Source organism: Enterobacter sp. SA187 (assembly GCF_001888805.2).
Taxonomy (GTDB): Bacteria; Pseudomonadota; Gammaproteobacteria; order Enterobacterales; family Enterobacteriaceae; genus Enterobacter_D.
Window position 1 is genome coordinate 1,074,828 of sequence record NZ_CP019113.1, and the last position, 20,753, is coordinate 1,095,580.

The following is a 20,753-nucleotide window of genomic DNA, read 5'->3' on the forward strand; positions in this document are numbered from 1 at the left end:
AGAATATTTTAATACATCTGTACCCACAAATAATATGACATGGTGATAGCACAATTATTCCGTTTAATACGGACGGGATGATTATTGTCTGAAAATAATTTACTACATTGAGACAAACATGAAATTAAATAAAAAACTTCCGGTGGCGCTGGCGGTCATGGCTGCGCTTTGCTCAGGAAACGTAGTGGCACAGGAATTTACTCAGGAACAGATCGACGCCATCGTGGCTAAAGCGGTGGATAAAGCCCTGGCGGAGCGCCAGGCGAAAATGGACGCGGCCATTGCGAAGAAAGCCGACGTCATCACCGAACCGCAAAGCACCGCCCAGACGCCGGACATGGCGATCCCGTTCGGTGTGAAGTTCACCGGCTATGCGCGTTACGGCGCGCAGTTCCAGAGCGGCGATCAGAAATTTGTCGGCGTCGATGGCTCCTATAACGGCTCCTCGGCGATTGGTCGCCTGGGTAACGAAGGCAACGGCGGCGAATTCCAGCTTTCCAAAGCCTTTAAAGGCTCGAACGGCGCCATCTGGGACATCAATGTGATGATCGATCACTGGGGCGACGAGGTGAACCTGAAAAAAGCCTATGCCGGGGTGACCAACATTCTGGAGTCCAACCCGAACGCCTATATCTGGGCGGGTCGTGACTTCCATCAGCGTCCGCAACAGGGCATCAACGACTACTTCTGGATGAACCATGACGGCCAGGGCGCGGGGATCAAAAACTTCGACATCGGCGGCGTGCAGTTTGACGTGGCGACCGTGGCAGCCGTGGAATCCTGTAGCCCGGAAGTGATGAATGACGAAGGCAACCCGTCGCGTATCACCTGTACCGGCGGCTCCGGCACCGGCGATAAAGGCAACTATGCGGTGACCTCGAAAGTTCACGGCATCAAAGCCGGTCCGATCGACGTGGAGCTGTACGCCAACTATGGCTTTGACTCGAAAGCCGTCGACAGCGATGAGCGTCTGAAAGCCTGGCAGGGCGGCGTGGTGCTGAGCCACACCGGCGACAGCGGCGTGAATAAAGTCATCGCCCGCTACTCCGATAACTCAGACAACAGCGTCTACAACAAAACCGACGAGCTGACGGCGATCTACGCCAGCTTTGAAGGTAACTACAAGTTTACCCAACAGGCGCAGGTCGAATACCTGCTGGCGTACCACGACTATTCGAACGATGCGAACAACATCGACGATCGTCGCAACTACAACGCCATTGTGCGTCCGATGTACTGGTGGAACCAGGTGCATTCCACCTGGCTGGAACTGGGCTGGCAGAAAGTTGATTTCGACCAGGGCGGGGATAACCACGGCTGGAAAGCCACGCTGTCGCAGAACATCTCCATCGACATGGGACCGGAATTCCGTCCGATGCTGCGCTTCTACGTGACCGGCGGCAAGGTGGATAACGAACGCACCGCGCGTATCAACAATACCGATGATGAAACCCTGGATTCGTTCAACGTCGGCGCGATGTGGGAAGCGTGGTTCTAGTATGGGTTGCCCGGCGGCGCAGGCTTGCCGGGCCTACAGATGTAAAAGCCGGGTAAGGCGCAAGCCACCACCGGGCATAATGACCGTTAACCCTCAATGCACCTCTTTTACGCGAACCTTCGCGGCCACCAGTAGCGCTGTTAACAGCATCAGGCTGCCGGAGATAACCAGCGGCGAGAGCAGGCCGAGGTTATCGAGGGCATAACCGCCAACAGCGGCGCCACAGGTATTGGCAAGCTGGATCACCGCCACCTGAAGTGATCCGGCTTTTTCTGCCTGATCGGAAAGCGAACGGGTGATCCACGTCGACCAGCCCACCGGCACCAGCGCAAAACCTAAGCCCCACACCATCGCAATAGCGGCGGCCACGATCTTATTACTGCCCCACAGCATCAGCACCAGCGCACTGACCGCCAGCAACAGCGGCGCGCAGGTCAGCGCCAGCTTCAGCGATCTTTTCAGGAACAGCGATGACATAGACGTGCCGACAAAACTGGCGATACCGAAGCTCAGCAGCACCAGCGTCAGGCCGTCCACGTCGAAACCGGCCATGCTCATATATACCGGACGGATGTAGGTAAAGAAGGCGAACTGCCCGGCAAAAGCCATGAAAATGGCGCACATCCCTGCGAACACGCCGGGACGTTTCAGAATGCCGAACATATCCTGTTTGTGCTGCATCGGTTCGCCCGGCAGCGACGGCAGCGCTTTCCAGACCCAGATTGTGCAGATGACGCCCATCACAGCGGCGGCATTAAACACGTTACGCCAGCCAATAATGCCGCCGAGGAAGCTGCCCAGCGGGGCTGCGATCACCAGCGCAATGGACACCGCGCCGAAGATCACCGACAACGCTTTCGGCACGGTGCGCGCCGGCACCAGTCGCATGGTCAGCGAAGCGGACATCGCCCAGAAGCCGCCAAGCGCGACGCCCAGACAGGCGCGACCCAGCAGCATCAGCGTGAAGTTGTTGGCAAAGGAGACCAGCAGGCACGAGAGCGTCAGCAGCACGGAGAATAAAATCACCACGTAGCGCCGATCGATAGTGCGAATAGTCTGGGTAATAAACAGGCTGGCAAACATGGCGACAAATGCCGTCACCGTGACGGACTGCCCGGCCACGCCTTCAGAAATGCCTAAGTCCTGCGCCATCGGCGTTAACAGGCTGACCGGCAGAAATTCCACCGTAATTAAGCAGGCCACGCAAAACGCGACGGCAAACACTGCCGACCAGTTTGGTCGCTGCTGTCCTTCTTTATGCTCACTCATGTCGTCCCCTGCGTCGGTATTGGCGAGAAAGTTGCGCAGTGTAACATTGTGAGTGTGACGTATTTAACGTTTTAGCAACTTTAGTGCGGATTCAGGGTTTTCCCTCGCCCCAGGGGAGAGGGGAAAAATCAGTGCAGCCAGTGCACGCCGTCGTCCGGCATAAAGAGCGCGTTATAGCGTACCTGGAAATTATTGATTTCCGCCACGTCCGGCTCCAGCTCGCGCAGAAAGCCGAGCGCCTGACGCACCTGAGCATCGGTCAGCGGGGCGGCAAGGCGGGCTTTTTTCAGCAGACGGTACCAGTACTGAAGGTTTTGCTCGCTGGCATCGACAATACATGCCTGCCACACCAGCAGCACCTGCGCGGCATTTTGCAGATGTGCTTCATCCGGGCGCGCCAGATACTGAATGTACTCCGCAGCTGCGGCTTTTCCCATCTGATCCAGCATCGACTCCACCGGCACCGGCGTGATGCCGAGCCGTTCATTCAGACGGCGCACCGCCCGACGGGAATCTGATGTTAATACCCTAAATCCCACGACAAACACGACGACCAGCGTCGCCAGCGTTAACCAAATCATGAAAGCTCCAGCACCTTTTGCGAGCGCTTATCATAAGGGTAAACGCGGCGACGTACAGCCTCAGTTTATGCCGTAATGCCGGTGGTGACCGTGAAACGCCGGGTTTCCTGCGGCGCCAGCATCAGCAGGCTACCGTTACGCTCTGCCGCCAGAAATCCTTCCGGACGACAGGTCGCCGGCAGGGCAAAGGCCGCCACCTGCTGATCGCCGTTATATAAGATCCAGCGCGTGACATAATTGAACTCGGCGCTGGAAAAGCGGGTGACAAAGGTGGTGCCATCCGGCCCGGTCATCCTGAATTCCGGCGCCGCGGTGTAGCGATCGAGTTTATCGGCAAAGAAGACGATTTCCGGATCGTAAAACTGCGGCTCGCTTAACGTTGTCAGCGTGGCCTCACCCTGTCTGATGCGTTCGTTAAACGCCAGCCACTGTTCTGTGGGCTTCACGTGCGCCGGAACAGACTCCCGCAGCGCCAGCGCCTCATCCGGCAGGTTCTGGCTGAACGCCGCCTGGGGTACATAGGCGTAATTCATATGGCACATGTACTGCAACGGCATCGCCACCGACGCCAGATTAGTCACCGCCATATGGATGTCGAACAGCGCACTGGCGCTATGCAGCGTGACCGACGGCTGCGCCTCGTAGTGATGCCCGAAGCCCATCACATACTCGTAGCGCCCGCCGATACGCAGTGCCTCGCCGTCCAGCTCCAGCCAGGCGTCGTCCATCGCCGCGCAGGCCATTTCACCGTGCAGCGGGTGATTATCTTCCGGCGACGGGCAGCCGTTTGCCAGCAGCCCGGAGTGGAAAGCGAAACAGCCGTAGGTATCGACGATCTCTTTGGCCGGTTTCGGCTGGCGGAACATGTTTTTCATGGTCAGGTCATGACCGTCAAATTCCGCGTCCCAGATCATCTGCCCCAGCCACGGCAGGATCACCAGATGCCCGCGCGTGTTCGCCACTTTCAGCCCTTCCACGCCGCTGGCGTAACGAAAAGCGGTGACACTGAAGTCGCTGTTTTCCAGCAGGATTTTCGGCTGCGCGGTAAATAACTCACGCCACAGTGTCAGTCGCGTTGCCATGAGGAGCCTCCTTATTAACCACTTTCGATTCACGCCAGAAATAGATGCCGACATAGACAAAGCACAGCATGGAAACCACGAAGGAGAGTTGCAGCGAATGGAACAGGTCCGCCGCATAGCCCTGCACCGCCGGGACCACTGCCGCGCCGACAATCGCCATCACGATCACCGCACCCGCCATTTCCGTGTGCTCGTTATCGACCGTGTCCAGCGTCCCGGCATAGATGGTCGCCCAGCATGGTCCGAACAGAATGCTCACCGCGACCGCCACGTAGACCGCGGTAAAGTTTGGCGCGAGCGCCACATAGGCCAGGAAAAGCGCGCCAATCACCGAATAGAGGATCAGCACTTTTTCCGGGTTGAAGCGGGTCATCAGGAGGTTGGCGACAAATTTACCGATAAAGAAGCAGATGAAGCTGTAGACCATAAAGTTAGAGGCATCGCGCTCGTTGATGTCACCTAACTCCAGCGCCAGACGGATAGTGAACGACCACACCGCGACCTGCATACCGACATAAAGGAACTGCGCGATAATGCCGCGACGGAAGCGGGCGTTACCCGCCAGATAGCGCAGCGTGTCCATTGCCGACGGGCGCTGGCGTTTCGTGGTCTGCGCCACTTTGCAGGTCGGGAAGCGCGTCAGCATAAACAGCACCATGACCACCACTAGCACCATGATCATGTACTTATAGGGTTCGAGAGTGTTTTCCAGCATCAGCACTTTAAAGTCATGCATCTGCGCGGCGTTCATGCCCGCCATCTGTTTTTCCAGGCTGTCGCCTTCGGAAAACACCAGATATTTGCCGAGCAGAATGCCCGCTATCGCGCCAACCGGATAGAACGTCTGGCTGACGTTAAGGCGCAGGGTAGCGTGGGATTTTGGCCCGAGCATTGAGCTGTAGGTATTGGCGGCGGTTTCAAGGAAACTTAAGCCGATGGCGATAGCGAAGATCGCAGCGAGGAACATGGTGTAGGTGGCCATGTGCGACGCCGGGAAAAATAACGTACAGCCGACAATATAGAGCGTCAGGCCGATTAAAATCGCCATCTTATAACTGCTTTTCTTAATGACCAGCGAAGCCGGAATAGCAATTAAAAAATACCCGCCGTAAAACGCGCTCTGCACTAAGGCAGAGGCGAAATTACTTAATGAAAATACGCTTTTAAACTGCGTAATTAATATATCGTTTAACGCAGCAGCGCATCCCCATAACGGGAACAGGCAGGATAACAAAATAAACTGGAACAGAGGGGTTTTATTCAGATACCCGTCGGGCATCTGAACGATGTTTTTATCGTTCATAGTGCTACCTTTTACGTTGCAGGGTTTATTATTATTCGTTTAACGCCAGAAACTCATTGAATTGCTCAATGCTGGGATAAGACGACTGGGTGCCTTTGCCCGTTACGCTGAAGGCGGCGAAACGCGAGGCTTTTCTCATGGCGGCTTCGACATTACCGCTCTGGACGTAATAGTGGGCAAAGCAGCCAATAAAGGCATCGCCTGCGCCGCTGGTATCAATCGCATTCACTTTGATGGCCGGAACATGCACGTCGCTATCCCGCGTCATCCACAGCGCGCCTTTCTCGCCCATGGTGACAATAATATTGTTCAGCCCTTTGTCGATCAGGCTGCGGGCCGCCAGCCGGATATTATCAAGGTGATCAACCGGCATACCGGTGAGAATTTCCAGTTCGGTTTCGTTCGGCACAAAGAAATCGCATTTGCAGGCATAGGACATATCTAATTCACGCAATGCCGGGGCGGGATTCAGTAAGACTTCGATGCCGTGTTTTTTACCAAACTCAATAGCGTGATAAACCGTTTCCAGCTGCACTTCGAGCTGTAAAACGATGAGCTTACATTTTTTCAGGTCCTCCGCCGCGCGGTCGATATCTTCCGGCGAGAGGAATTTGTTCGCGCCCTTAATAATCAGAATGCTGTTGCTGGAATTCGGATTGACAAAAATCGGTGCAACGCCACTGCTGGTGCAGGGCACTTTTTCAACGTAAGTGGTGTTGATGCCCCAGGATTCCAGATTACGGATAGTGTTGTCGGCAAATATGTCATCGCCCACTTTGGTCAGCATCAGCACTTTCGAGTTGAGCTTCGCCGCCGCCACCGCCTGGTTTGCGCCTTTGCCGCCGCAGCCGATTTTAAACGCCGGCGCTTCGAGGGTTTCGCCCTCTTTCGGCATCTGGTGGGTGTAGGTGATCAAATCCACCATGTTGGAGCCGATGACTGCAATATCCATTTTTACTACCTCTCTGAAACAATCACATAACAATGATATTATCGTAACATTAACATGTTATTTTAGTATCATTTGTGACTTATCTCGCGATTACAGGAACATTTTACGCGCCGTTATTCCCGCTTTCCGGGGAAAATGTTACTTTAGGAACATCAGCGTTGAGGCCTGTATTGCGGAGAAAGTGAATGGAAACCAAGCAGAAAGAGCGAATTCGTCGGCTGACGGAGCTGCTCAAAAAGACCGATCGCATCCATCTGAAGGAGGCGGCGCGTATGCTGGAAGTTTCTCTGATGACGATTCGACGCGATTTCAGCCAGGATGACGAACCGCTGCCGCTGGCGCTGCTGGGGGGTTACATCGTGATGGTGAATAAGCCCGCCGCCCCGTCTGCCAGCCAGCCTGCCGCGCCGGTGGCCGGGCATCACCGCGATGATGTGCCAATGGCGATCCTTGCCGCCGGACTGGTGAGCGAGAACGATGTGGTGTTTTTCGATAACGGCCCGGAAATGCCGCTGGTCATCAGCATGATCCCCGACGACATCGCCTTTACCGGTATTTGCTATTCCCATCAGGTATTTATGGCGCTTAACGCGCGCCCCAACACCACCGCCATGCTGTGCGGCGGCACCTATCGGGCGAAAAGCGATGCGTTTTACGATCCGGTGAATGCCTCGGTTCTCGATTCACTCAACCCACGCAAAGTGTTTATTTCGGCCAGCGGCGTGCATGCGCAGTTCGGCGTCACCTGGTTTAACCCGGACGATCTGCCGATGAAACGCAAAGCCATGGAGCGCGGGCTGCGCAAGATTTTGCTCGCGCGATATGCGCGTTTTGATGAGGTGGCGCAGGCGAACATTGCGCCGCTCGCCGCTTTTGATGTGCTGATCAGCGACAGGCCGTTACCGGCGGATTACCCCGACCGTTGCCGTAACGGCTTCGTGAAAGTGCTCACTCCCGGCAACGGGAGTGAGTGAGTCGCGGTTTACTCGAAAAACAACCCCAGTTTGTTGAACACGCCGGGATCGGTCTGATGGCGGATCACCTGCACCACATCTTCCAGCTTGTCGATCTGACTTATCATCTGCTCAAGACGCTGATCGTTGGCGACCAGTAGCCAGATGCGGCTCTGCTCGCCGCCCTGTAGCGGCAGACAGAGAATGCCTTCGACGTTAAAGGCGCGCCGGGCGAACAGGCCGCAGACGTGGGTCATTACGCCGGGATGGTTACGGACGGTGAGTTCAAGGATCACATTGTCATGTTCGGAATGTTGCATGGCTTATTCTCCCACCATCTCAGTATTGGCCGCGCCCGGCGGCACCATCGGATACACTTTTTGTTCGGCGTCGATACGCACGTGGATCAGCGCCGGGCCAGGGCGGGAAATCGCCGCCTGCAACGCGGCCTGCGGATCCGCTTCGCCATTTAAATCACAGCTGTAGAGCCCGAATCCGGCGGCGATCTGCATAAAGTTCACCATCCCCGGATAGGTGGCGGCAAACACGCCCTGCTGATAGAACAGGCTTTGCTGCTGATGCACCAGCCCCAGCGCTTCGTTATTCATCAGAATGATTTTCACATCGAGATTATTTTCCGCGGCGGTGGCCAGCTCCTGAATGTTCATCATCAGGCTGCCGTCGCCGGAGAAGCACAGCACTTTGCGATCCGGGTTCGCCAGCGCCGCGCCAATGGCGGCGGGCAGACCAAAGCCCATGGTGCCGAGGCCGCCGGAAGTCAGCCACTGACGCGGACGGTTCAGCGGGTAAGCCTGCGCCGTCCACATCTGATGCTGGCCCACGTCGGTGGTGATAATGGCGCTGTCATCCACGCAGGCCGCTGCCGCGCGGATAATACCGTAATGGGAAAGCGGATCGTCCATCCCCGGCATATTTGCCGGAAACTCCTGTTGCAGCTGCGCCACCAGATCGCGCCAGGCCGCGCGCGGCTGCGCCTCGATTTGCGGGATCAGCTCCGCCAGAACCTCGCCGACATCTCCCTGAATGGCGATATGCGGCTGACGGATTTTGCCCAGCTCCGCACGATCGATATCCACGTGGATAATTTTCGCGTTCGGGCAGAACTGTTCGGCTTTGCCAATCGCCCGGTCATCAAAACGCGCCCCCAGCACGATCAGCAGATCCGCTTCCTGCAAAATAAAGTTGGTGCTGCGCGCGCCGTGCATCCCCAGCATCCCCAGCGATAACGGGTGCGCTTTCGGCAGCATGCCGAGGGCCATCAGCGTCATGGTGGTGGGCAGATTAGCTTTTTCCGCCAGCGTGCGTACCGCCTCCGGCGCGTTGATCACCCCGCCGCCGAGATAGAGCACCGGGCGCTGCGCCCGGTTAATCATGGTCGCGGCATCACGCACGCTTTGCGGTTCAAAGGCCGGGGCTGCCGCCACGCCGCCTGGCTCAGGCAGCTCGCTCAGTTCGATTTCAGTGGTCTGAATATCCTTGGGAATATCTATCCACACCGGGCCGGGACGGCCAGACTGCGCGATGCGGAAAGCGTCGCTTATCACCTGGGGCAGTTCGCGGATGTCACGCACCAGATAGTTGTGCTTGGTGATGGGGATAGAGATGCCGTAGGTGTCCACTTCCTGGAAGGCATCGGTGCCAATCATTGAGGAGGGAACCTGACCGGTAATGCACACCAGTGGAACCGAATCGAGACGCGCGTCAGCAATGGCGGTGACCAGGTTGGTCGCGCCCGGCCCGCTACAGGCCATGCACACCGCCGGTTTGCCCTGGGTACGCGCCATGCCCTGGGCGATAAAACCGGCGCCCTGCTCATGACGGGCGAGCACATGGCGGATCTGCGTGCTCTGGCTTAATGCGTCATACAGCGGCAGCACGGTGCCGCCGGGAATGCCGGTCACGATGGTGATGCCCTGGCGCTCCAGTAAATGAACGATTAATTGCGCGCCGGTAAAGCGCTTTGTCTGTGATGTTGTGTCCGAAATTGCCATGCTCCAGTCCTGTTCTTCTGGGCCGACTTTCCGGGGAGGTCACAATAAAAAACCCCGCCCGGTTTGCGCCGGCGGGGTTTGGAATCGTGTGTTCCGGACCCTACGGCGCGATGCCGACGACCACCACCACACGCACGACGACCACCGCGGCGAATGGCGCGGTATTTAGTAGGGTCGAGGTCAGCATGGATGGGTGCATTAGGGTTCTCAGTTCATTTTTTAACAGGATTCATACAAGCACAGGATGCCGCCGGTGACAATGGTTTTGTGCGGCGGGGGGTGAAAATGCGTGAATGATCACGATTTTCTGCCACCTGGCTAATGGAGTGTGGTCGCCCTTGAAATGATTTATGTGACTACCGCCATATTAAAAGCGAGCGTCCGGGAGGTATGATTTTTAATAGCTTATAAAAGAAGAGGTTAACATGGCTGTTATACCTTTACTCCCTGCGCAGGGAATATCGCTGGTTAGAAATAACATGCGCATAGCGCGTACACACGGTATGTCTCGCGATATGGCAACTCCTCTCACTTATACCTGGTTCTACATGCAAGTCAGAAATCGCGGACCATGGGACTATAAGCAACAGCATCCAGAATTAGAAAACTTTGGCAACTTTCACTATGGAGCAACTGGCTATGCGGCAGGAATCCCAGAAAAAATTTTACTCATGGGGGCTGGCTTTGCGCAGGAAAGAGCAAAAACTAACAGGAAAGAATGGGGCCACTGGTATCACAAGCCGCCATATGGTGACGATCCACGCGATCAATTTTGGGTAAAACAAGGAATAGATTATGCAAGAAAGATCGGTTATTAGATCCATGCACGGTGTGCTTACAGTAATTTTATTAATGCTCGTTAGTGGCTACGTCGCTTGCCAATATTTTTATAATACTCCACCTCACGATATTTTTATAAGTAAGAAAAAATTATCAGATAGTATCTGTTTATATGTCACAAAATACGATGAGGGGAACGCCTCCGTTTCGGATATTTATCGTTTTTATCTTGATAAAGATGAAGGAAATATCGACATCATGGAAAAATTAAGAGAACGTTCACCATTCCTTGAGACAAACACTCCCGCAGTTACGGCCTCAGCTTATGGGAATACGGTAAACATAAAAATTACCGGAAAAGTTTACAGTTTCACGAATTCAGATTTGTTCTACACAGATGGCATCGCAGTGATGCCTATCATTAATCTTGTCGCCAATGGTACCAGAGACTAACAAGGAGCGTTAAAATGGCTGTACCGGTTCACCTCTTTTTGAAAGACGATAGCGGGGCAATGATACGTGGCGGTTCAGATGTTGCTGGTCGCGAAGGCAGTATAGAACTTAGAGATCTGATTCATAACCTCTGTATTCCCAACGATACTGCTACGGGCGCGTTGACAGGAACGCGCCAACATTCACCATTTAGTCTGACGAAAGCTATTGATTCATCATCGCCTTATCTTTACAAAGCCGTTGCTACCGGTCAGACGCTACAAAATGCCGAGTTAAAGTTTTATAATATTAACGATGCGGGCCAAGAGGTCGAATATTTTAATATTTTTATGGAAGATGTGAAGATCATTTCAATTACACCGGTTATGCATGACACCAGAGATTGCCCTGGGACTGGACACCTGGAAAATGTTCAACTCCGATACGAGAAAATTACCTGGCGCATTGTTGATGGTAATATCCAGTATACAGATTCATGGAACGAACGCTCGACTGCCTGATGAATTTTGAGATTAATATTGCCAGCATAAAAACTGGCAATAACTATATAGTTTCCTTTTAAAAAATCATGCTAATGTAATATTCGTATGTTTATGAATTTTTCTGAACCACCTTGATACCATCGACATGTCACGCAGTCATGTCGATAAAATCCATTTTTTTCGACATGAACGTACCCTATCTCGCTGCTCATTCACGCACTGAAAGGTTTTCCCACACTTTTGCAACGGTCATCATCAGCCATCACGACTACTATTAAAAGCAGTTAATTCATTACAGTCACAAGAGAAAGCGTATGTTTAATGCTCTACATAAACTCTTTACCAGCCCCGAGAGGCTTCTTAACGTTATCGACCGCAACAAGGTGCAGGAATCGATTGAGGACGGGGAGCGCATCATCATTGATGAGGACGGCAACGCCAGCGTGAATATCAATTGTCCGGCAGTGGTCGAGGATTTTGCCCGGCACGTTGAAGCACTGAAAAGGGTATAGGATGGGAACGGCTATTTTTATGGTGTTGATGGTGTGCGGTTACTGGTACACCAGCCGCGACCTGTCTACACGTCTGAAATTCCGCCGTACCTTCGGTTGGGATGTCTATTTTCTGGTGGCGCTGTACGGCTGCATTTTTGTCTTACAGGGCATCATAGCGACGGCCATCGTCTGGCTCGGACTGCTGCTGACGTCGGTATCGATGAACGCCCTGCCGGAGCTGTTCGGCAGCGAAGATCACCGCTATCAGATGACCTTTATGAACTGGACCTTTCTTGGCATCCAGGCCCCGGTAGTGATCATGCTGTTCTTCGCCATTCTGTTTTGCCTGTACCGTTCGAACTGGGCGCGCAGCGCTAATCTCGACAGCGCTGGCAGAAAGAATCTCTATAAGCATCTGTCGCGGGCTAATGGCATTGAAGGGTTGCTCTTTCAGTGCATGGAAACCGGGCAGCTGGTGTGGCTGACGCTGAAATCTCAGCGCGTGTACATCGGTATGATCCATACCGCCACGGTGGACGGCGATTCCTTCAATAACATCGTGCTGATCCCGATGCTTACTGGCTACCGCGATGCTAAAAGCGCGGAAATGAAGATCGAAAATAACTACAGCGCGCTCTATGCGCGGCAAAATATTACCCTGACGTCGGAGCCGCATTCGGCCTTTCATTTTCGTAAGGTGATTTTGCTCGATCAGGTGGAAAGTTTGTCGCTTTTTGATCCCAGCCACAGCCTGGCGCTGGGGTACGGTAAGGACACCGACAGGGATGAGGATTAGCGCTTCGCAAAAGAAAACGGCCCTGCATGAGGGCCGTTATTCTTTTAAACCCCTGGCACAAAACAGGTTTGTGCGATGAGGTTTTATCGAGCGTTTGCGGAGTGGTGGGCCGCAGAACACACTGTGCTACGTCAACTCTCACAGTATATGTTGAATCGGCAACAGGCGCAATTTTGCGCAATATGAGTATCGGTCAAAGATCGCATTTCGTCCAAAAAATACTGTTCATGCATACAGTCTTTTTCTATACTGGTTATGTTTTCAGAGTGTGCGATACGGGGCTGCTAGTTTGTCGGGCGCGAATGAGTCCTGGCTGAAACGGGTGGTGCCGTCAGTGCCTTAACCCCGGGAGTGCACACTGTGATACGCCAACACACACAACCTCGTTTCGCCATGCCTGCCCCCAGGCCAACGGAGCGACAGCGTGTGAAAAACGGCTGGTGACAGGCAGCGGAAAGGTAAGCCAGCCGGACGTACTCCTTACGCCATAAGGAGAAGCGTATGAGCGGAGTGGATATGGTAGTTCTGATCCTGAAACTCATTGTTGCGTTGTTGCAACTGCTTGATGCCATCCTGAAATTACTCCGGTAATTCAGGTTCAAGCCGCACCGAAGAGGGGCGGGCAACCGCCCCTCTTTCACCTTCTGCTTCAACCACAGCCTGCTGGCATCCCGCGCAATATGTGTTACATTTTTATTACATTTCCTCCGGTCGCCCCTGTTATGACACTCTCCGTTTTCCTGATTTTGCTGTTTGCCGCGCTGTTACATGCCAGCTGGAACGCCATTGTTAAGGCGGGAAGTGATAAACTTTTTTCGGCGATCAGCGTCAGCGGATCGGCGGCGCTCATCGCCTTAGTGCTGCTGCCCTTCTCACCGCAACCGGCATGGGCCAGCGCGCCCTATCTCGCCCTTTCCTGCGTGTTACAGGTGGTGTACACCGTGCTGGTGGCGAAAACCTATCAGGTTTCCGATATGAGCCAGACCTACCCACTGATGCGCGGCACTGCCCCGCTGCTGGTGGCGCTGGTAAGCGTACTGGCGCTGGGCGAGCATCTGTCGACGATGGCCTGGGTCGGCATCGCGGTGATCTGCCTTGCCATACTTGGCATGGCGTTTAACGGTCGCGCCAGTTCGCGCAAAGGCATTGCGCTGGCGCTGATCAACGCCTGTTTTATTGCCGGTTACACGCTGGTGGACGGCACCGGCGTGCGCTTATCCGGCACCGCGCTTGGCTATACGCTGTGGACCTTTTTCATGAACGGCGCCTGCCTGCTGGTCTGGGCGATGATCGCCCGCCGCCGGGAGGCGTCGCGCTACCTGCGTACAAACTGGAAAAAAGGGATTTTTGGCGGCCTCGGCACCATGGGCTCTTACGGTCTGGCGCTGTGGGCGATGACCCAGGCTCCGCTGGCGGTGGTCGCCGCGCTGCGGGAAACCTCGATTTTGTTTGGCGCGCTCATCGCCTTTGTGCTGCTCAAAGAGAAAGTTTCCGGGATGCGTATCGCTGCCGCCTGCGGCATCGCGCTGGGGGCCATTTTACTGCGTCTCGCCTGAGTTAAACTGGCAATATTTGTTGCCACAAATTCTTTACATTTTCCCGCTGTCATCCTTCTTTCATTCACGCCATGCATGATTGCTTCCGCCGGGCGCTGTGGTAGATTCCTCTCGCATTCAGCGGCCTGACCAGGCTTTTATTCTCCTTTTTCTCAATCTGATAAAGTATTACGCGACATGAAACGGGACAGAAACGTTAATTTGTTAATGATGCTGGTGTTGTTAGTGGCGGTCGGCCAGATGGCGCAGACCATCTATATACCGGCGATTGCGGATATGGCGCTGGCGTTTAACGTGCGGGAAGGCGCGGTGCAGAGCGTCATGGCGGCCTACCTGCTGACCTACGGCGTCTCACAACTTTTTTATGGCCCGCTTGCCGACCGGGTGGGCCGCCGTCCGGTGATCCTCGCCGGGATGTCCATTTTTATGCTCGCCACGGTAATGGCGATCGCCGCCCCCAGCCTGACGGTGCTGATTATTGCCAGCGCTCTACAGGGCATGGGTACCGGCGTCGGCGGCGTGATGGCGCGCACCCTGCCGCGCGATCTTTATGCCGGTTCGCAGCTTCGCCAGGCGAACAGTCTGCTGAACATGGGCATTCTGGTCAGCCCGCTGCTGGCGCCGTTGATTGGCGGTCTGCTTAATACGCTGTGGGACTGGCGGGCATGCTTCGGCTTTTTACTGCTGCTGTGCATCGGCGTTACCCTGAGCATGGCGCGCTGGATGCCGGAAACCCGTCCGGTGGACGCGCCGCGCACCCGGCTTATCGCCAGCTACAAAACGCTGTTCGGCAACGGGTCATTTACCTGTTATCTGCTGATGCTGATTGGCGGCCTTGCGGGGATCGCGGTATTTGAAGCCTGTTCCGGCGTGCTGCTCGGCGCGGGTCTGGGCCTCAGCAGTATGGTGGTGAGCATTCTGTTTATTCTGCCGATCCCGGCGGCGTTTTTCGGCGCATGGTTTGCCGGGCGGCAGAACAAACGCTTTTCCACGCTGATGTGGCAGGCGGTGGCAAGCTGTCTGCTCGCCGGGCTGATGATGTGGATCCCCGGCTGGTTTGGCGTGATGAACGTCTGGACGCTGCTGATCCCGGCGGCGCTGTTTTTCTTCGGCGCGGGGATGCTGTTCCCGCTTGCCACCAGCGGCGCGATGGAGCCGTTTCCGTTTCTGGCGGGCACGGCGGGAGCGCTGGTGGGCGGCCTGCAAAATATTGGCTCCGGCGTGCTGGCCTGGCTGTCCGCCATGCTGCCGCAGAACGGGCAGGCTAGCCTCGGGATGCTGATGACGCTGATGGGGCTGCTGATCCTGTTGTGCTGGCTGCCGCTGGCGTCGCGCTTTGCCCATCATGAAACGGCGGTTTAGCGTCACACGCCGGGGCGATCATCGTTTTTAACAGCGGCGCGGGGTCAGGACGCCACGCGCCCTCTTCCCCGTCGTAAAACCGGGCGTCGGCATTGATTGCATAAGGAATGTTGGCCCGCTTCAGCTCGCAGGCCGTAAAGGTGGCGAAGGCGAGCTGTGCGGCCGTCGGCGCGCTTTTACTGGCTTCACCCACCGCCCAGCTTCCCACCCAGCTGACGTGCCCGGTTTTCTGCTGCCAGCGCAGCACCGCATTGATGTGCGCGTGAATGGCGGCTTTCCCGGCAGGCGTCGGTGAGTATTTACCGTTATTTTTTTGCGGCCCTGCGCCCGGCATATGCCACTGCGCCAGCACGTAATTCTGGCTGTGCGGCGGCAGCTTCAGCTCAGTCAGCGCTTCCGGCGCTGACCGCAGGCGCGGCGCGACAAAAATCATGCGCCGGGGGTCGATGCCATGCAGGGTTTTGATCAGTCGGTCATAAATCCGGCTCAGCGCCGCCTGATCGCGATTGAGCTTTTCCGCCGGTTCATCGATCAGATCAAAGCCAAGCAGCGGATGGTCAGTACCAAAATAGCGCGCCACCCGACTCCACCACGCCACTAACGCCGCCTCGTTTTTCAGCGGATCGGCCTTCAGGCCGTCGGCCTGATACGCGATGATCGGGATAACGCCGTACTGCTCGCACGCCTCCACCAGTTTACGCAGGTGCACCAGCCGCGCCTCGGTCATGTTCTGCGCCACGCGAATACGCACGTGATGAATACCCAGCGCCGCAAAATCTCTGACCACCAGCGGGTCGAATTCACGGATGCCGCGTTCAGTACGCGCCCAGTCCACCTCCATACCCGGCCCCAGCTGTGCGGCGTAACGGGCAGCCGTCAGCGGCGGCGCGGCATAAGCGGCGCTGGCAACAAAGAGTAATGCGCTGGCGATCACGGTTTTAGTCACGATAAACCCTGCATGAAATGGTGTGGTAAAGGGGTGAGCACAGGCAGGCTACAACTATTCTGCGATCACTAACAATACCTGGCGGATATGCGCGCTCGCGAACAGCAGGGAAAGCGCCAGCACCGCCAGCGCAATGAAGAATTTATCCCGTAACGCCGCCGGTTGCACAAAGTCGCTGTGGCTGACATCCATCAGGTTACGCCTGCGGGTGTAACGCCAGAGGATCAGCCCGGTGAGCGCCAGCACCGCCAGCGAGATCCAGAAGGTTATCCCTGATTCATACCAGTGATGTCTGATGGCCAGCGCAATCAGCGCGCCGTAGCCCAACAGCGTGCGAAACCAGGCAAGGGACGTGCGCTCCGGCTGCAGGCCGGGATCCTGCTGGCGACGAGCTTTGCGGCTATCCGGCATAAAACACCAGCACCATCACCACGGCGGCGACAAGCGTCAGAATGAGGCTGATTACCAGCAGCGTACGGGTATAGGGCAGATCTTCTTTCAGCCGCATCGCCTTCTCATTGCGCAGCCAGCGCAGGTATCCATAAATCGCCAGCCCGCCTGCGAACAGGCACAACAGCAGCGCCAGCAGTTCGCGGATCAGCGGCGTGGCAAAATCCGGCGCGAGCTGGTCAAGCCCGACGCCCGCCGCTAAAAACCCGAGCGCGGTACGGATCCAGGCCAGAAAGGTACGCTCATTGGCCAGCGAGAAGCGGTAATCCGGCGCTTCGCCGAGGCGGGAAATTTTCATAACGGCTCCTTCCCTGATTAAACGGATGAACGCCAATTCTAGCTGAGGTGCAGGCTGTAGGGCACTATTAAAGGTGCCGGATGGCGGCGTAAACGCCTTATCCGGCCTACGGTATAACTTTGTAGGCCGGGTAAGCGTATGCGCCACCCGGCAATAACCCGTCAGAACTTCTGCTTTTTCTCTTCCACCTTCACGCCCTGGGTTGGCAAACCGGTGTCGTAATCGCGCACCACCGGCGAATGGCCATCGTCCGGACGCGGACGGAAGGCGCCCATCCAGCGCGGCGATGCATCCTGTCGCCACGGGCGTTGTCGCCACTGATATGTGCGGAACGGATCGCGGATGGTGTCCATGTATTCGAGCAGCGCATCATGCAGCTGATTGCGGACAGCGGCATAGCGCGGATCGTTAATCAGATTCACCCTTTCACTGGCGTCATTCGCTCTGTCATACAGCTCATCGCTGGTAAATAAATTGATCACCAGTTTGTAGCGATCGGTCACCCAACAGCGCACCGGAATAAAGCCACCAAAGCTGTCATGTTCAATTTCATAGCGGTTGAACTCCACCATCACGCCACGCTCAGATAGGCCGTTGAGGATGTTTTCGCCGGGCAGAATGGCGGGCTTGTTTATTCCCGCCAGCGCCATCATGGTCGGCAGCACATCAATATGGCTGACCGGCGTATCGACATGGTGCGGCGTACCCTGCGGCGGGCGCATAATCAGCGGGATGCGGGTGATGTCGTCATACATCGCCGCCCCTTTGCTGATGAGCTGATGTGCGCCCATCATCTCGCCGTGATCGGAGGTATAAATCACCCAGGTATTTTGCCGCTGCTGTGGGGTGAGCGCATCGATCACCCGGCCAATCTGGTCGTCGACAAAATCATTACAGGCAAAATAGAGCGGATGATGATAGCGGCCATCGCTTCCCACTGGCGACGGCATGGCCTGCGCCCAGAGGCGGTGATGTTCAGGTTTGTCTTCCAGCGTGTCATGCGCCTTGTCGCCCAGCTCGTAATAAAAGTCCTGATACTTTTCCAGATACTCAACCGGACAGGTAAAGGGATGGTGCGGCTCGTCATAGGAAACCACCAGCAGGAACGGCTGCTCGTCACGCACAGGCTGGCGTAAAAAATCGACGGCACGATGGCTGATACGGTGCGCCCAGGTAAAGGTTTCATCGATACCGTTCGCCCGCAGATCCTCAATACTGTTCAGCCCGTTGCGCCACAGGCCGATCTGCTGGTCAGTCAGTTCCGCCAGATAATTTGCGCCGTCGTACCAGTAGTCTGCATCCCATTCCGGCGGGCAGATGCCGGTGCCGAAATAGTCGTGTCCGTCGAGATGCCATTTGCCGATGTAGCAGGTGTGGTAGCCCGCCTCTTTAAAGTAGCGTCCCATGGTGGCGATGTTGTTGCCCGGCGCGAGGTTGTTGGTCCACGGCCCGGACTGGCTGGAATAGATGCCGGTAAACAGACCGGCACGGGCGGGCGTACAGACGGGCGCACAGGTATAGGCTGAGTTAAAGCGGATCCCCTCCTCTGCCAGCCGATCAATATTATTCGTATTCAATGGCTTGCCGCTGTAGCAGCCCACCATATTGGTGGCCTGGGTATCGGTCATAATGAACAAAAAGTTGGGGCGGTTCATGCGTTATCCTTAGCGCCAGAGGCACCTTTAGCCGTTGTCATCGTGCTGTAAATCAACCAGATAACCACGGCGGCGGTAATGGCATAGCTGATGATCATCAGCCACTGGGTGTGATAGCCGCCAAACTGCGCGAGGCCGGAATAGACGCCGATCATCGCGAACAGTATGCCGACGGAGGCAATCCGGGCGTTTTTCCACGGCTGCATATCCACCGCGAAGGCGTCCTGAAACTGAAATGGCGTGGCGCGCGGTTTAATGATGCCGATGACCAGCATCACCACCACGTTGATGCAGAACGTACAGGCGAGGACATACAGGAAGTGGAAATCAAACTTCACCAGATAGTTGATGGTGATATAGCTGACGATCCCCAGCCCCATCGCCACCTTCGCGGCCAGCGCCGGAATACGCGGAAAGAAAAAGCCCATAATGATGATCGTCACCAGCGGGACGTTATAGATGCCGTTGAGCTGCTTCATCCAGCTGTATAAGCCTTCCGGCGCATGGGCGATCCAGGGTGCGACCAGCACGGAAATAATGGCGATAACGAGTCCGAATTTTCGCCCGATATGCACTAACCGCTCAGGCGTGGCGTCCTGATTAATGATCCGGCGATAAATTCCCATACTGAATAAGGTGCTGGCGCTGTTTAAAAAGCCATTAAAGGTGCTGATCACCGCGCCGAATAAAACGGCGCCAAAGAATCCCACCAGCGGTACGGGAAGCACATTGTTCACCAGTGTCGGATAGGCCAGATCTGCTTTAGGTAAATCCTGATAGAGGTGAAAAGCGATGAGGCCCGGCAATACCAGCACCAGCGGATCGAGCATTTTCAGCACCGCCGTTAACAGCGCGCCTTTTTGCCCTTCGGCGAGACTTTTCGACGCCAGCGTGCGCTGCACAATGCCCTGATTGGTACACCAGTAAAAGGTGTTCACCAGGATGAGGCCAGTGAATGCCGCGCCAATCGGCAGCGGATCGGACGCCCCGCCTATCGAGTTTAACTTTTCTGCATGAAGGGTGGTGAGCTGTTCAACGCCACGCAGAAAACTGCCGTGCCCCATCGCCATCAGGCCAAAAACAGGCACCAGCAGACCGCCAATGACCAGACCAATACCGTTTATCGAATCGGCAACCGCCATCGCGCGCAGCCCGCCGATCACCGCATAAACAATACCCGCCAGCCCAAGTAAAATAACCAGCAGCCAGATTGCCGCACCCTGCGAAATACCCAGCGAGTCGCCGACATGAAACAGACTGTTCAGCGCCAGTGCGCCGGAATAGAGCACGACCGGCAGGAAGCAGACGCCGGTAGCAATCAGAAAACAGAAATCGATAATAATGCGCGTCGTTTTATCGTAGCGCTCTTCCAGAAAATCGGGAATGGTGGCAATGCCGCGCTGCAAATAACGCGGGAGGAATATCAGCGCGAGGAAGATTAGGGTCACGGCGGAAGTCACTTCCCAGCCCATCACCGACATGCCGCTCCGGTATGCCTGCCCGGACAGGCCTACCAGCTGTTCGGTGGAGAGATTGGTCAGCATCAGCGACGCGGCGATCACCGGCGCTTTCAGCGATCGCCCGGCAAGAAAATAACCCTGTTGCGAGCCGGTGTCGGTTTTGCGAACCTTCCACCAGGTTATTACTGCGACCAGTAGCGTAAAACCGACAAAGCTCAGAATTTGTAGCGTATTCATCTCGTAGCCTTATTTTCATTATGTCCCGGCGAGCCGGGTCAGGCAGTCAGATTTCTTAAAATACAAACTTCAGATCCCCGAGCGATTTATTTTCTGGTACGTTCAGGTTGTGGACATCATTCTGCGGCGGGAAT

At 55.6% G+C, this 20,753-nt stretch carries 23 protein-coding genes; 10 read left to right on the forward strand and 13 right to left on the reverse strand.

Annotation, left to right across the window (positions count from 1 at the left end):
- Window positions 1–118: 118 nt before the first annotated feature.
- Window positions 119–1,498, forward strand: coding sequence for a carbohydrate porin (locus tag BMF08_RS05255; RefSeq protein ID WP_072570961.1), 1,380 nt, complete (start codon window positions 119–121; stop codon window positions 1,496–1,498).
- Window positions 1,499–1,591: 93 nt separating this feature from the next.
- Here the strand turns inward: BMF08_RS05255 and nepI are convergent, their stop codons facing one another.
- The 5 genes from nepI to rbsK form a co-directional block, all read right to left on the reverse strand.
- Window positions 1,592–2,767, reverse strand: a complete 1,176-nt coding sequence (gene nepI / locus BMF08_RS05260) for a purine ribonucleoside efflux pump NepI (RefSeq protein ID WP_072570960.1) — start codon at window positions 2,765–2,767, stop codon at window positions 1,592–1,594.
- Between the two features lie 128 nt (window positions 2,768–2,895).
- Window positions 2,896–3,348 carry a DUF1198 family protein gene (locus tag BMF08_RS05265; protein ID WP_072570958.1) on the reverse strand — a complete coding sequence of 151 codons (453 nt, stop codon included), beginning with the start codon at window positions 3,346–3,348 and terminating at the stop codon, window positions 2,896–2,898.
- Window positions 3,349–3,413: 65 nt separating this feature from the next.
- The gene (locus BMF08_RS05270) at window positions 3,414–4,430 is read right to left on the reverse strand and encodes an aldose 1-epimerase family protein (RefSeq protein ID WP_072570956.1); all 1,017 of its coding nucleotides are present in this window, start codon (window positions 4,428–4,430) and stop codon (window positions 3,414–3,416) included.
- The gene (fucP, locus tag BMF08_RS05275; protein ID WP_072570954.1) at window positions 4,402–5,733 is read right to left on the reverse strand and encodes an L-fucose:H+ symporter permease; all 1,332 of its coding nucleotides are present in this window, start codon (window positions 5,731–5,733) and stop codon (window positions 4,402–4,404) included. The genes BMF08_RS05270 and fucP overlap by 29 nt, the downstream gene beginning before the upstream one ends.
- 31 nt (window positions 5,734–5,764) lie before the next feature.
- Window positions 5,765–6,685, reverse strand: coding sequence for a ribokinase (rbsK, locus tag BMF08_RS05280; protein WP_072570953.1), 921 nt, complete (start codon window positions 6,683–6,685; stop codon window positions 5,765–5,767).
- A gap of 185 nt (window positions 6,686–6,870) precedes the next feature.
- Here rbsK and BMF08_RS05285 point away from each other — a divergent pair, with 185 nt between their 5' ends.
- Window positions 6,871–7,659: a DeoR family transcriptional regulator gene (locus tag BMF08_RS05285; RefSeq protein WP_072570951.1), complete on the forward strand. Its 789-nt coding sequence runs from the start codon at window positions 6,871–6,873 to the stop codon at window positions 7,657–7,659.
- A gap of 8 nt (window positions 7,660–7,667) precedes the next feature.
- Here BMF08_RS05285 and ilvN read toward each other — a convergent pair whose 3' ends face one another.
- From ilvN to ivbL, 3 genes are all read right to left on the reverse strand, one after another.
- On the reverse strand, window positions 7,668–7,958 hold the full coding sequence (gene ilvN, locus BMF08_RS05290; protein ID WP_072570949.1) for an acetolactate synthase small subunit: 291 nt from the start codon (window positions 7,956–7,958) through the stop codon (window positions 7,668–7,670).
- Window positions 7,959–7,961: 3 nt separating this feature from the next.
- Window positions 7,962–9,650, reverse strand: coding sequence for an acetolactate synthase large subunit (ilvB, locus tag BMF08_RS05295; protein ID WP_072570947.1), 1,689 nt, complete (start codon window positions 9,648–9,650; stop codon window positions 7,962–7,964).
- A gap of 100 nt (window positions 9,651–9,750) precedes the next feature.
- Complete coding sequence (ivbL, locus tag BMF08_RS05300; RefSeq protein ID WP_072570946.1) at window positions 9,751–9,849, reverse strand: ilvB operon leader peptide IvbL; 99 nt, start codon at window positions 9,847–9,849, stop codon at window positions 9,751–9,753.
- Window positions 9,850–10,075: 226 nt separating this feature from the next.
- Here ivbL and BMF08_RS05305 point away from each other — a divergent pair, with 226 nt between their 5' ends.
- From BMF08_RS05305 to emrD, 8 genes are all read left to right on the forward strand, one after another.
- The gene (locus BMF08_RS05305) at window positions 10,076–10,468 is read left to right on the forward strand and encodes a polymorphic toxin type 44 domain-containing protein (RefSeq protein WP_072570944.1); all 393 of its coding nucleotides are present in this window, start codon (window positions 10,076–10,078) and stop codon (window positions 10,466–10,468) included.
- A complete protein-coding gene (locus BMF08_RS05310) occupies window positions 10,446–10,883 on the forward strand; it encodes a hypothetical protein (RefSeq protein WP_072570942.1) in 438 nt (145 codons plus the stop codon). Before BMF08_RS05305 ends, BMF08_RS05310 begins: the two co-directional genes overlap by 23 nt.
- Window positions 10,884–10,897: 14 nt before the next feature.
- Entirely contained in the window at window positions 10,898–11,383 is a 486-nt protein-coding gene (locus BMF08_RS05315; RefSeq protein WP_072570940.1) for an Hcp family type VI secretion system effector, read from the forward strand.
- Between the two features lie 296 nt (window positions 11,384–11,679).
- Window positions 11,680–11,877 (forward strand): hypothetical protein, encoded by a 198-nt coding sequence (locus tag BMF08_RS05320; RefSeq protein WP_072570938.1) that lies wholly within the window; start codon window positions 11,680–11,682, stop codon window positions 11,875–11,877.
- A 1-nt stretch (window position 11,878) separates the two neighbouring features.
- Complete coding sequence (locus BMF08_RS05325) at window positions 11,879–12,655, forward strand: hypothetical protein (protein ID WP_072570936.1); 777 nt, start codon at window positions 11,879–11,881, stop codon at window positions 12,653–12,655.
- Between the two features lie 501 nt (window positions 12,656–13,156).
- Window positions 13,157–13,246 (forward strand): type I toxin-antitoxin system toxin TisB, encoded by a 90-nt coding sequence (gene tisB / locus BMF08_RS05330; RefSeq protein ID WP_072570935.1) that lies wholly within the window; start codon window positions 13,157–13,159, stop codon window positions 13,244–13,246.
- Window positions 13,247–13,377: 131 nt separating this feature from the next.
- Complete coding sequence (locus BMF08_RS05335; protein ID WP_072571290.1) at window positions 13,378–14,211, forward strand: DMT family transporter; 834 nt, start codon at window positions 13,378–13,380, stop codon at window positions 14,209–14,211.
- Between the two features lie 177 nt (window positions 14,212–14,388).
- On the forward strand, window positions 14,389–15,573 hold the full coding sequence (gene emrD / locus BMF08_RS05340; protein WP_072570933.1) for a multidrug efflux MFS transporter EmrD: 1,185 nt from the start codon (window positions 14,389–14,391) through the stop codon (window positions 15,571–15,573).
- On the opposite strand, the gene BMF08_RS05345 is transcribed toward emrD, so the two are convergent.
- From BMF08_RS05345 to BMF08_RS05365, 5 genes are all read right to left on the reverse strand, one after another.
- Window positions 15,476–16,519 carry a cellulase family glycosylhydrolase gene (locus BMF08_RS05345; protein ID WP_072570931.1) on the reverse strand — a complete coding sequence of 348 codons (1,044 nt, stop codon included), beginning with the start codon at window positions 16,517–16,519 and terminating at the stop codon, window positions 15,476–15,478. The genes emrD and BMF08_RS05345 overlap by 98 nt on opposite strands.
- A 54-nt stretch (window positions 16,520–16,573) precedes the next feature.
- Window positions 16,574–16,930, reverse strand: coding sequence for a DUF202 domain-containing protein (locus BMF08_RS05350; RefSeq protein ID WP_072570930.1), 357 nt, complete (start codon window positions 16,928–16,930; stop codon window positions 16,574–16,576).
- On the reverse strand, window positions 16,920–17,267 hold the full coding sequence (locus tag BMF08_RS05355; RefSeq protein ID WP_072570928.1) for a YidH family protein: 348 nt from the start codon (window positions 17,265–17,267) through the stop codon (window positions 16,920–16,922). Before BMF08_RS05355 ends, BMF08_RS05350 begins: the two co-directional genes overlap by 11 nt.
- A 161-nt stretch (window positions 17,268–17,428) precedes the next feature.
- Window positions 17,429–18,922, reverse strand: coding sequence for a sulfatase-like hydrolase/transferase (locus BMF08_RS05360; protein WP_072570926.1), 1,494 nt, complete (start codon window positions 18,920–18,922; stop codon window positions 17,429–17,431).
- Entirely contained in the window at window positions 18,919–20,619 is a 1,701-nt protein-coding gene (locus BMF08_RS05365) for a solute:sodium symporter family transporter (protein WP_072570925.1), read from the reverse strand. The genes BMF08_RS05360 and BMF08_RS05365 overlap by 4 nt, the downstream gene beginning before the upstream one ends.
- Window positions 20,620–20,753: the final 134 nt, after the last annotated feature.

Excerpts from the sequence above, each read along its gene's own strand:
- nepI (WP_072570960.1), bottom strand. The coding sequence starts at position 2,767 with ATGAGTGAGCATAAAGAAGGACAGCAGCGACCAAACTGGTCGGCAGTG.
- BMF08_RS05255 (WP_072570961.1), top strand. The coding sequence starts at position 119 with ATGAAATTAAATAAAAAACTTCCGGTGGCGCTGGCGGTCATGGCTGCG.
- BMF08_RS05325 (WP_072570936.1), top strand. The coding sequence starts at position 11,879 with ATGGGAACGGCTATTTTTATGGTGTTGATGGTGTGCGGTTACTGGTAC.
- emrD (WP_072570933.1), top strand. The coding sequence starts at position 14,389 with ATGAAACGGGACAGAAACGTTAATTTGTTAATGATGCTGGTGTTGTTA.
- BMF08_RS05335 (WP_072571290.1), top strand. The coding sequence starts at position 13,378 with ATGACACTCTCCGTTTTCCTGATTTTGCTGTTTGCCGCGCTGTTACAT.
- tisB (WP_072570935.1), top strand. The coding sequence starts at position 13,157 with ATGAGCGGAGTGGATATGGTAGTTCTGATCCTGAAACTCATTGTTGCG.
- ilvB (WP_072570947.1), bottom strand. The coding sequence starts at position 9,650 with ATGGCAATTTCGGACACAACATCACAGACAAAGCGCTTTACCGGCGCG.
- BMF08_RS05350 (WP_072570930.1), bottom strand. The coding sequence starts at position 16,930 with ATGCCGGATAGCCGCAAAGCTCGTCGCCAGCAGGATCCCGGCCTGCAG.
- ivbL (WP_072570946.1), bottom strand. The coding sequence starts at position 9,849 with ATGCACCCATCCATGCTGACCTCGACCCTACTAAATACCGCGCCATTC.
- ilvN (WP_072570949.1), bottom strand. The coding sequence starts at position 7,958 with ATGCAACATTCCGAACATGACAATGTGATCCTTGAACTCACCGTCCGT.
- BMF08_RS05270 (WP_072570956.1), bottom strand. The coding sequence starts at position 4,430 with ATGGCAACGCGACTGACACTGTGGCGTGAGTTATTTACCGCGCAGCCG.
- BMF08_RS05305 (WP_072570944.1), top strand. The coding sequence starts at position 10,076 with ATGGCTGTTATACCTTTACTCCCTGCGCAGGGAATATCGCTGGTTAGA.
- BMF08_RS05320 (WP_072570938.1), top strand. The coding sequence starts at position 11,680 with ATGTTTAATGCTCTACATAAACTCTTTACCAGCCCCGAGAGGCTTCTT.
- fucP (WP_072570954.1), bottom strand. The coding sequence starts at position 5,733 with ATGAACGATAAAAACATCGTTCAGATGCCCGACGGGTATCTGAATAAA.
- BMF08_RS05365 (WP_072570925.1), bottom strand. The coding sequence starts at position 20,619 with ATGAATACGCTACAAATTCTGAGCTTTGTCGGTTTTACGCTACTGGTC.
- BMF08_RS05285 (WP_072570951.1), top strand. The coding sequence starts at position 6,871 with ATGGAAACCAAGCAGAAAGAGCGAATTCGTCGGCTGACGGAGCTGCTC.
- BMF08_RS05355 (WP_072570928.1), bottom strand. The coding sequence starts at position 17,267 with ATGAAAATTTCCCGCCTCGGCGAAGCGCCGGATTACCGCTTCTCGCTG.
- BMF08_RS05360 (WP_072570926.1), bottom strand. The coding sequence starts at position 18,922 with ATGAACCGCCCCAACTTTTTGTTCATTATGACCGATACCCAGGCCACC.
- rbsK (WP_072570953.1), bottom strand. The coding sequence starts at position 6,685 with ATGGATATTGCAGTCATCGGCTCCAACATGGTGGATTTGATCACCTAC.
- BMF08_RS05265 (WP_072570958.1), bottom strand. The coding sequence starts at position 3,348 with ATGATTTGGTTAACGCTGGCGACGCTGGTCGTCGTGTTTGTCGTGGGA.
- BMF08_RS05310 (WP_072570942.1), top strand. The coding sequence starts at position 10,446 with ATGCAAGAAAGATCGGTTATTAGATCCATGCACGGTGTGCTTACAGTA.
- BMF08_RS05315 (WP_072570940.1), top strand. The coding sequence starts at position 10,898 with ATGGCTGTACCGGTTCACCTCTTTTTGAAAGACGATAGCGGGGCAATG.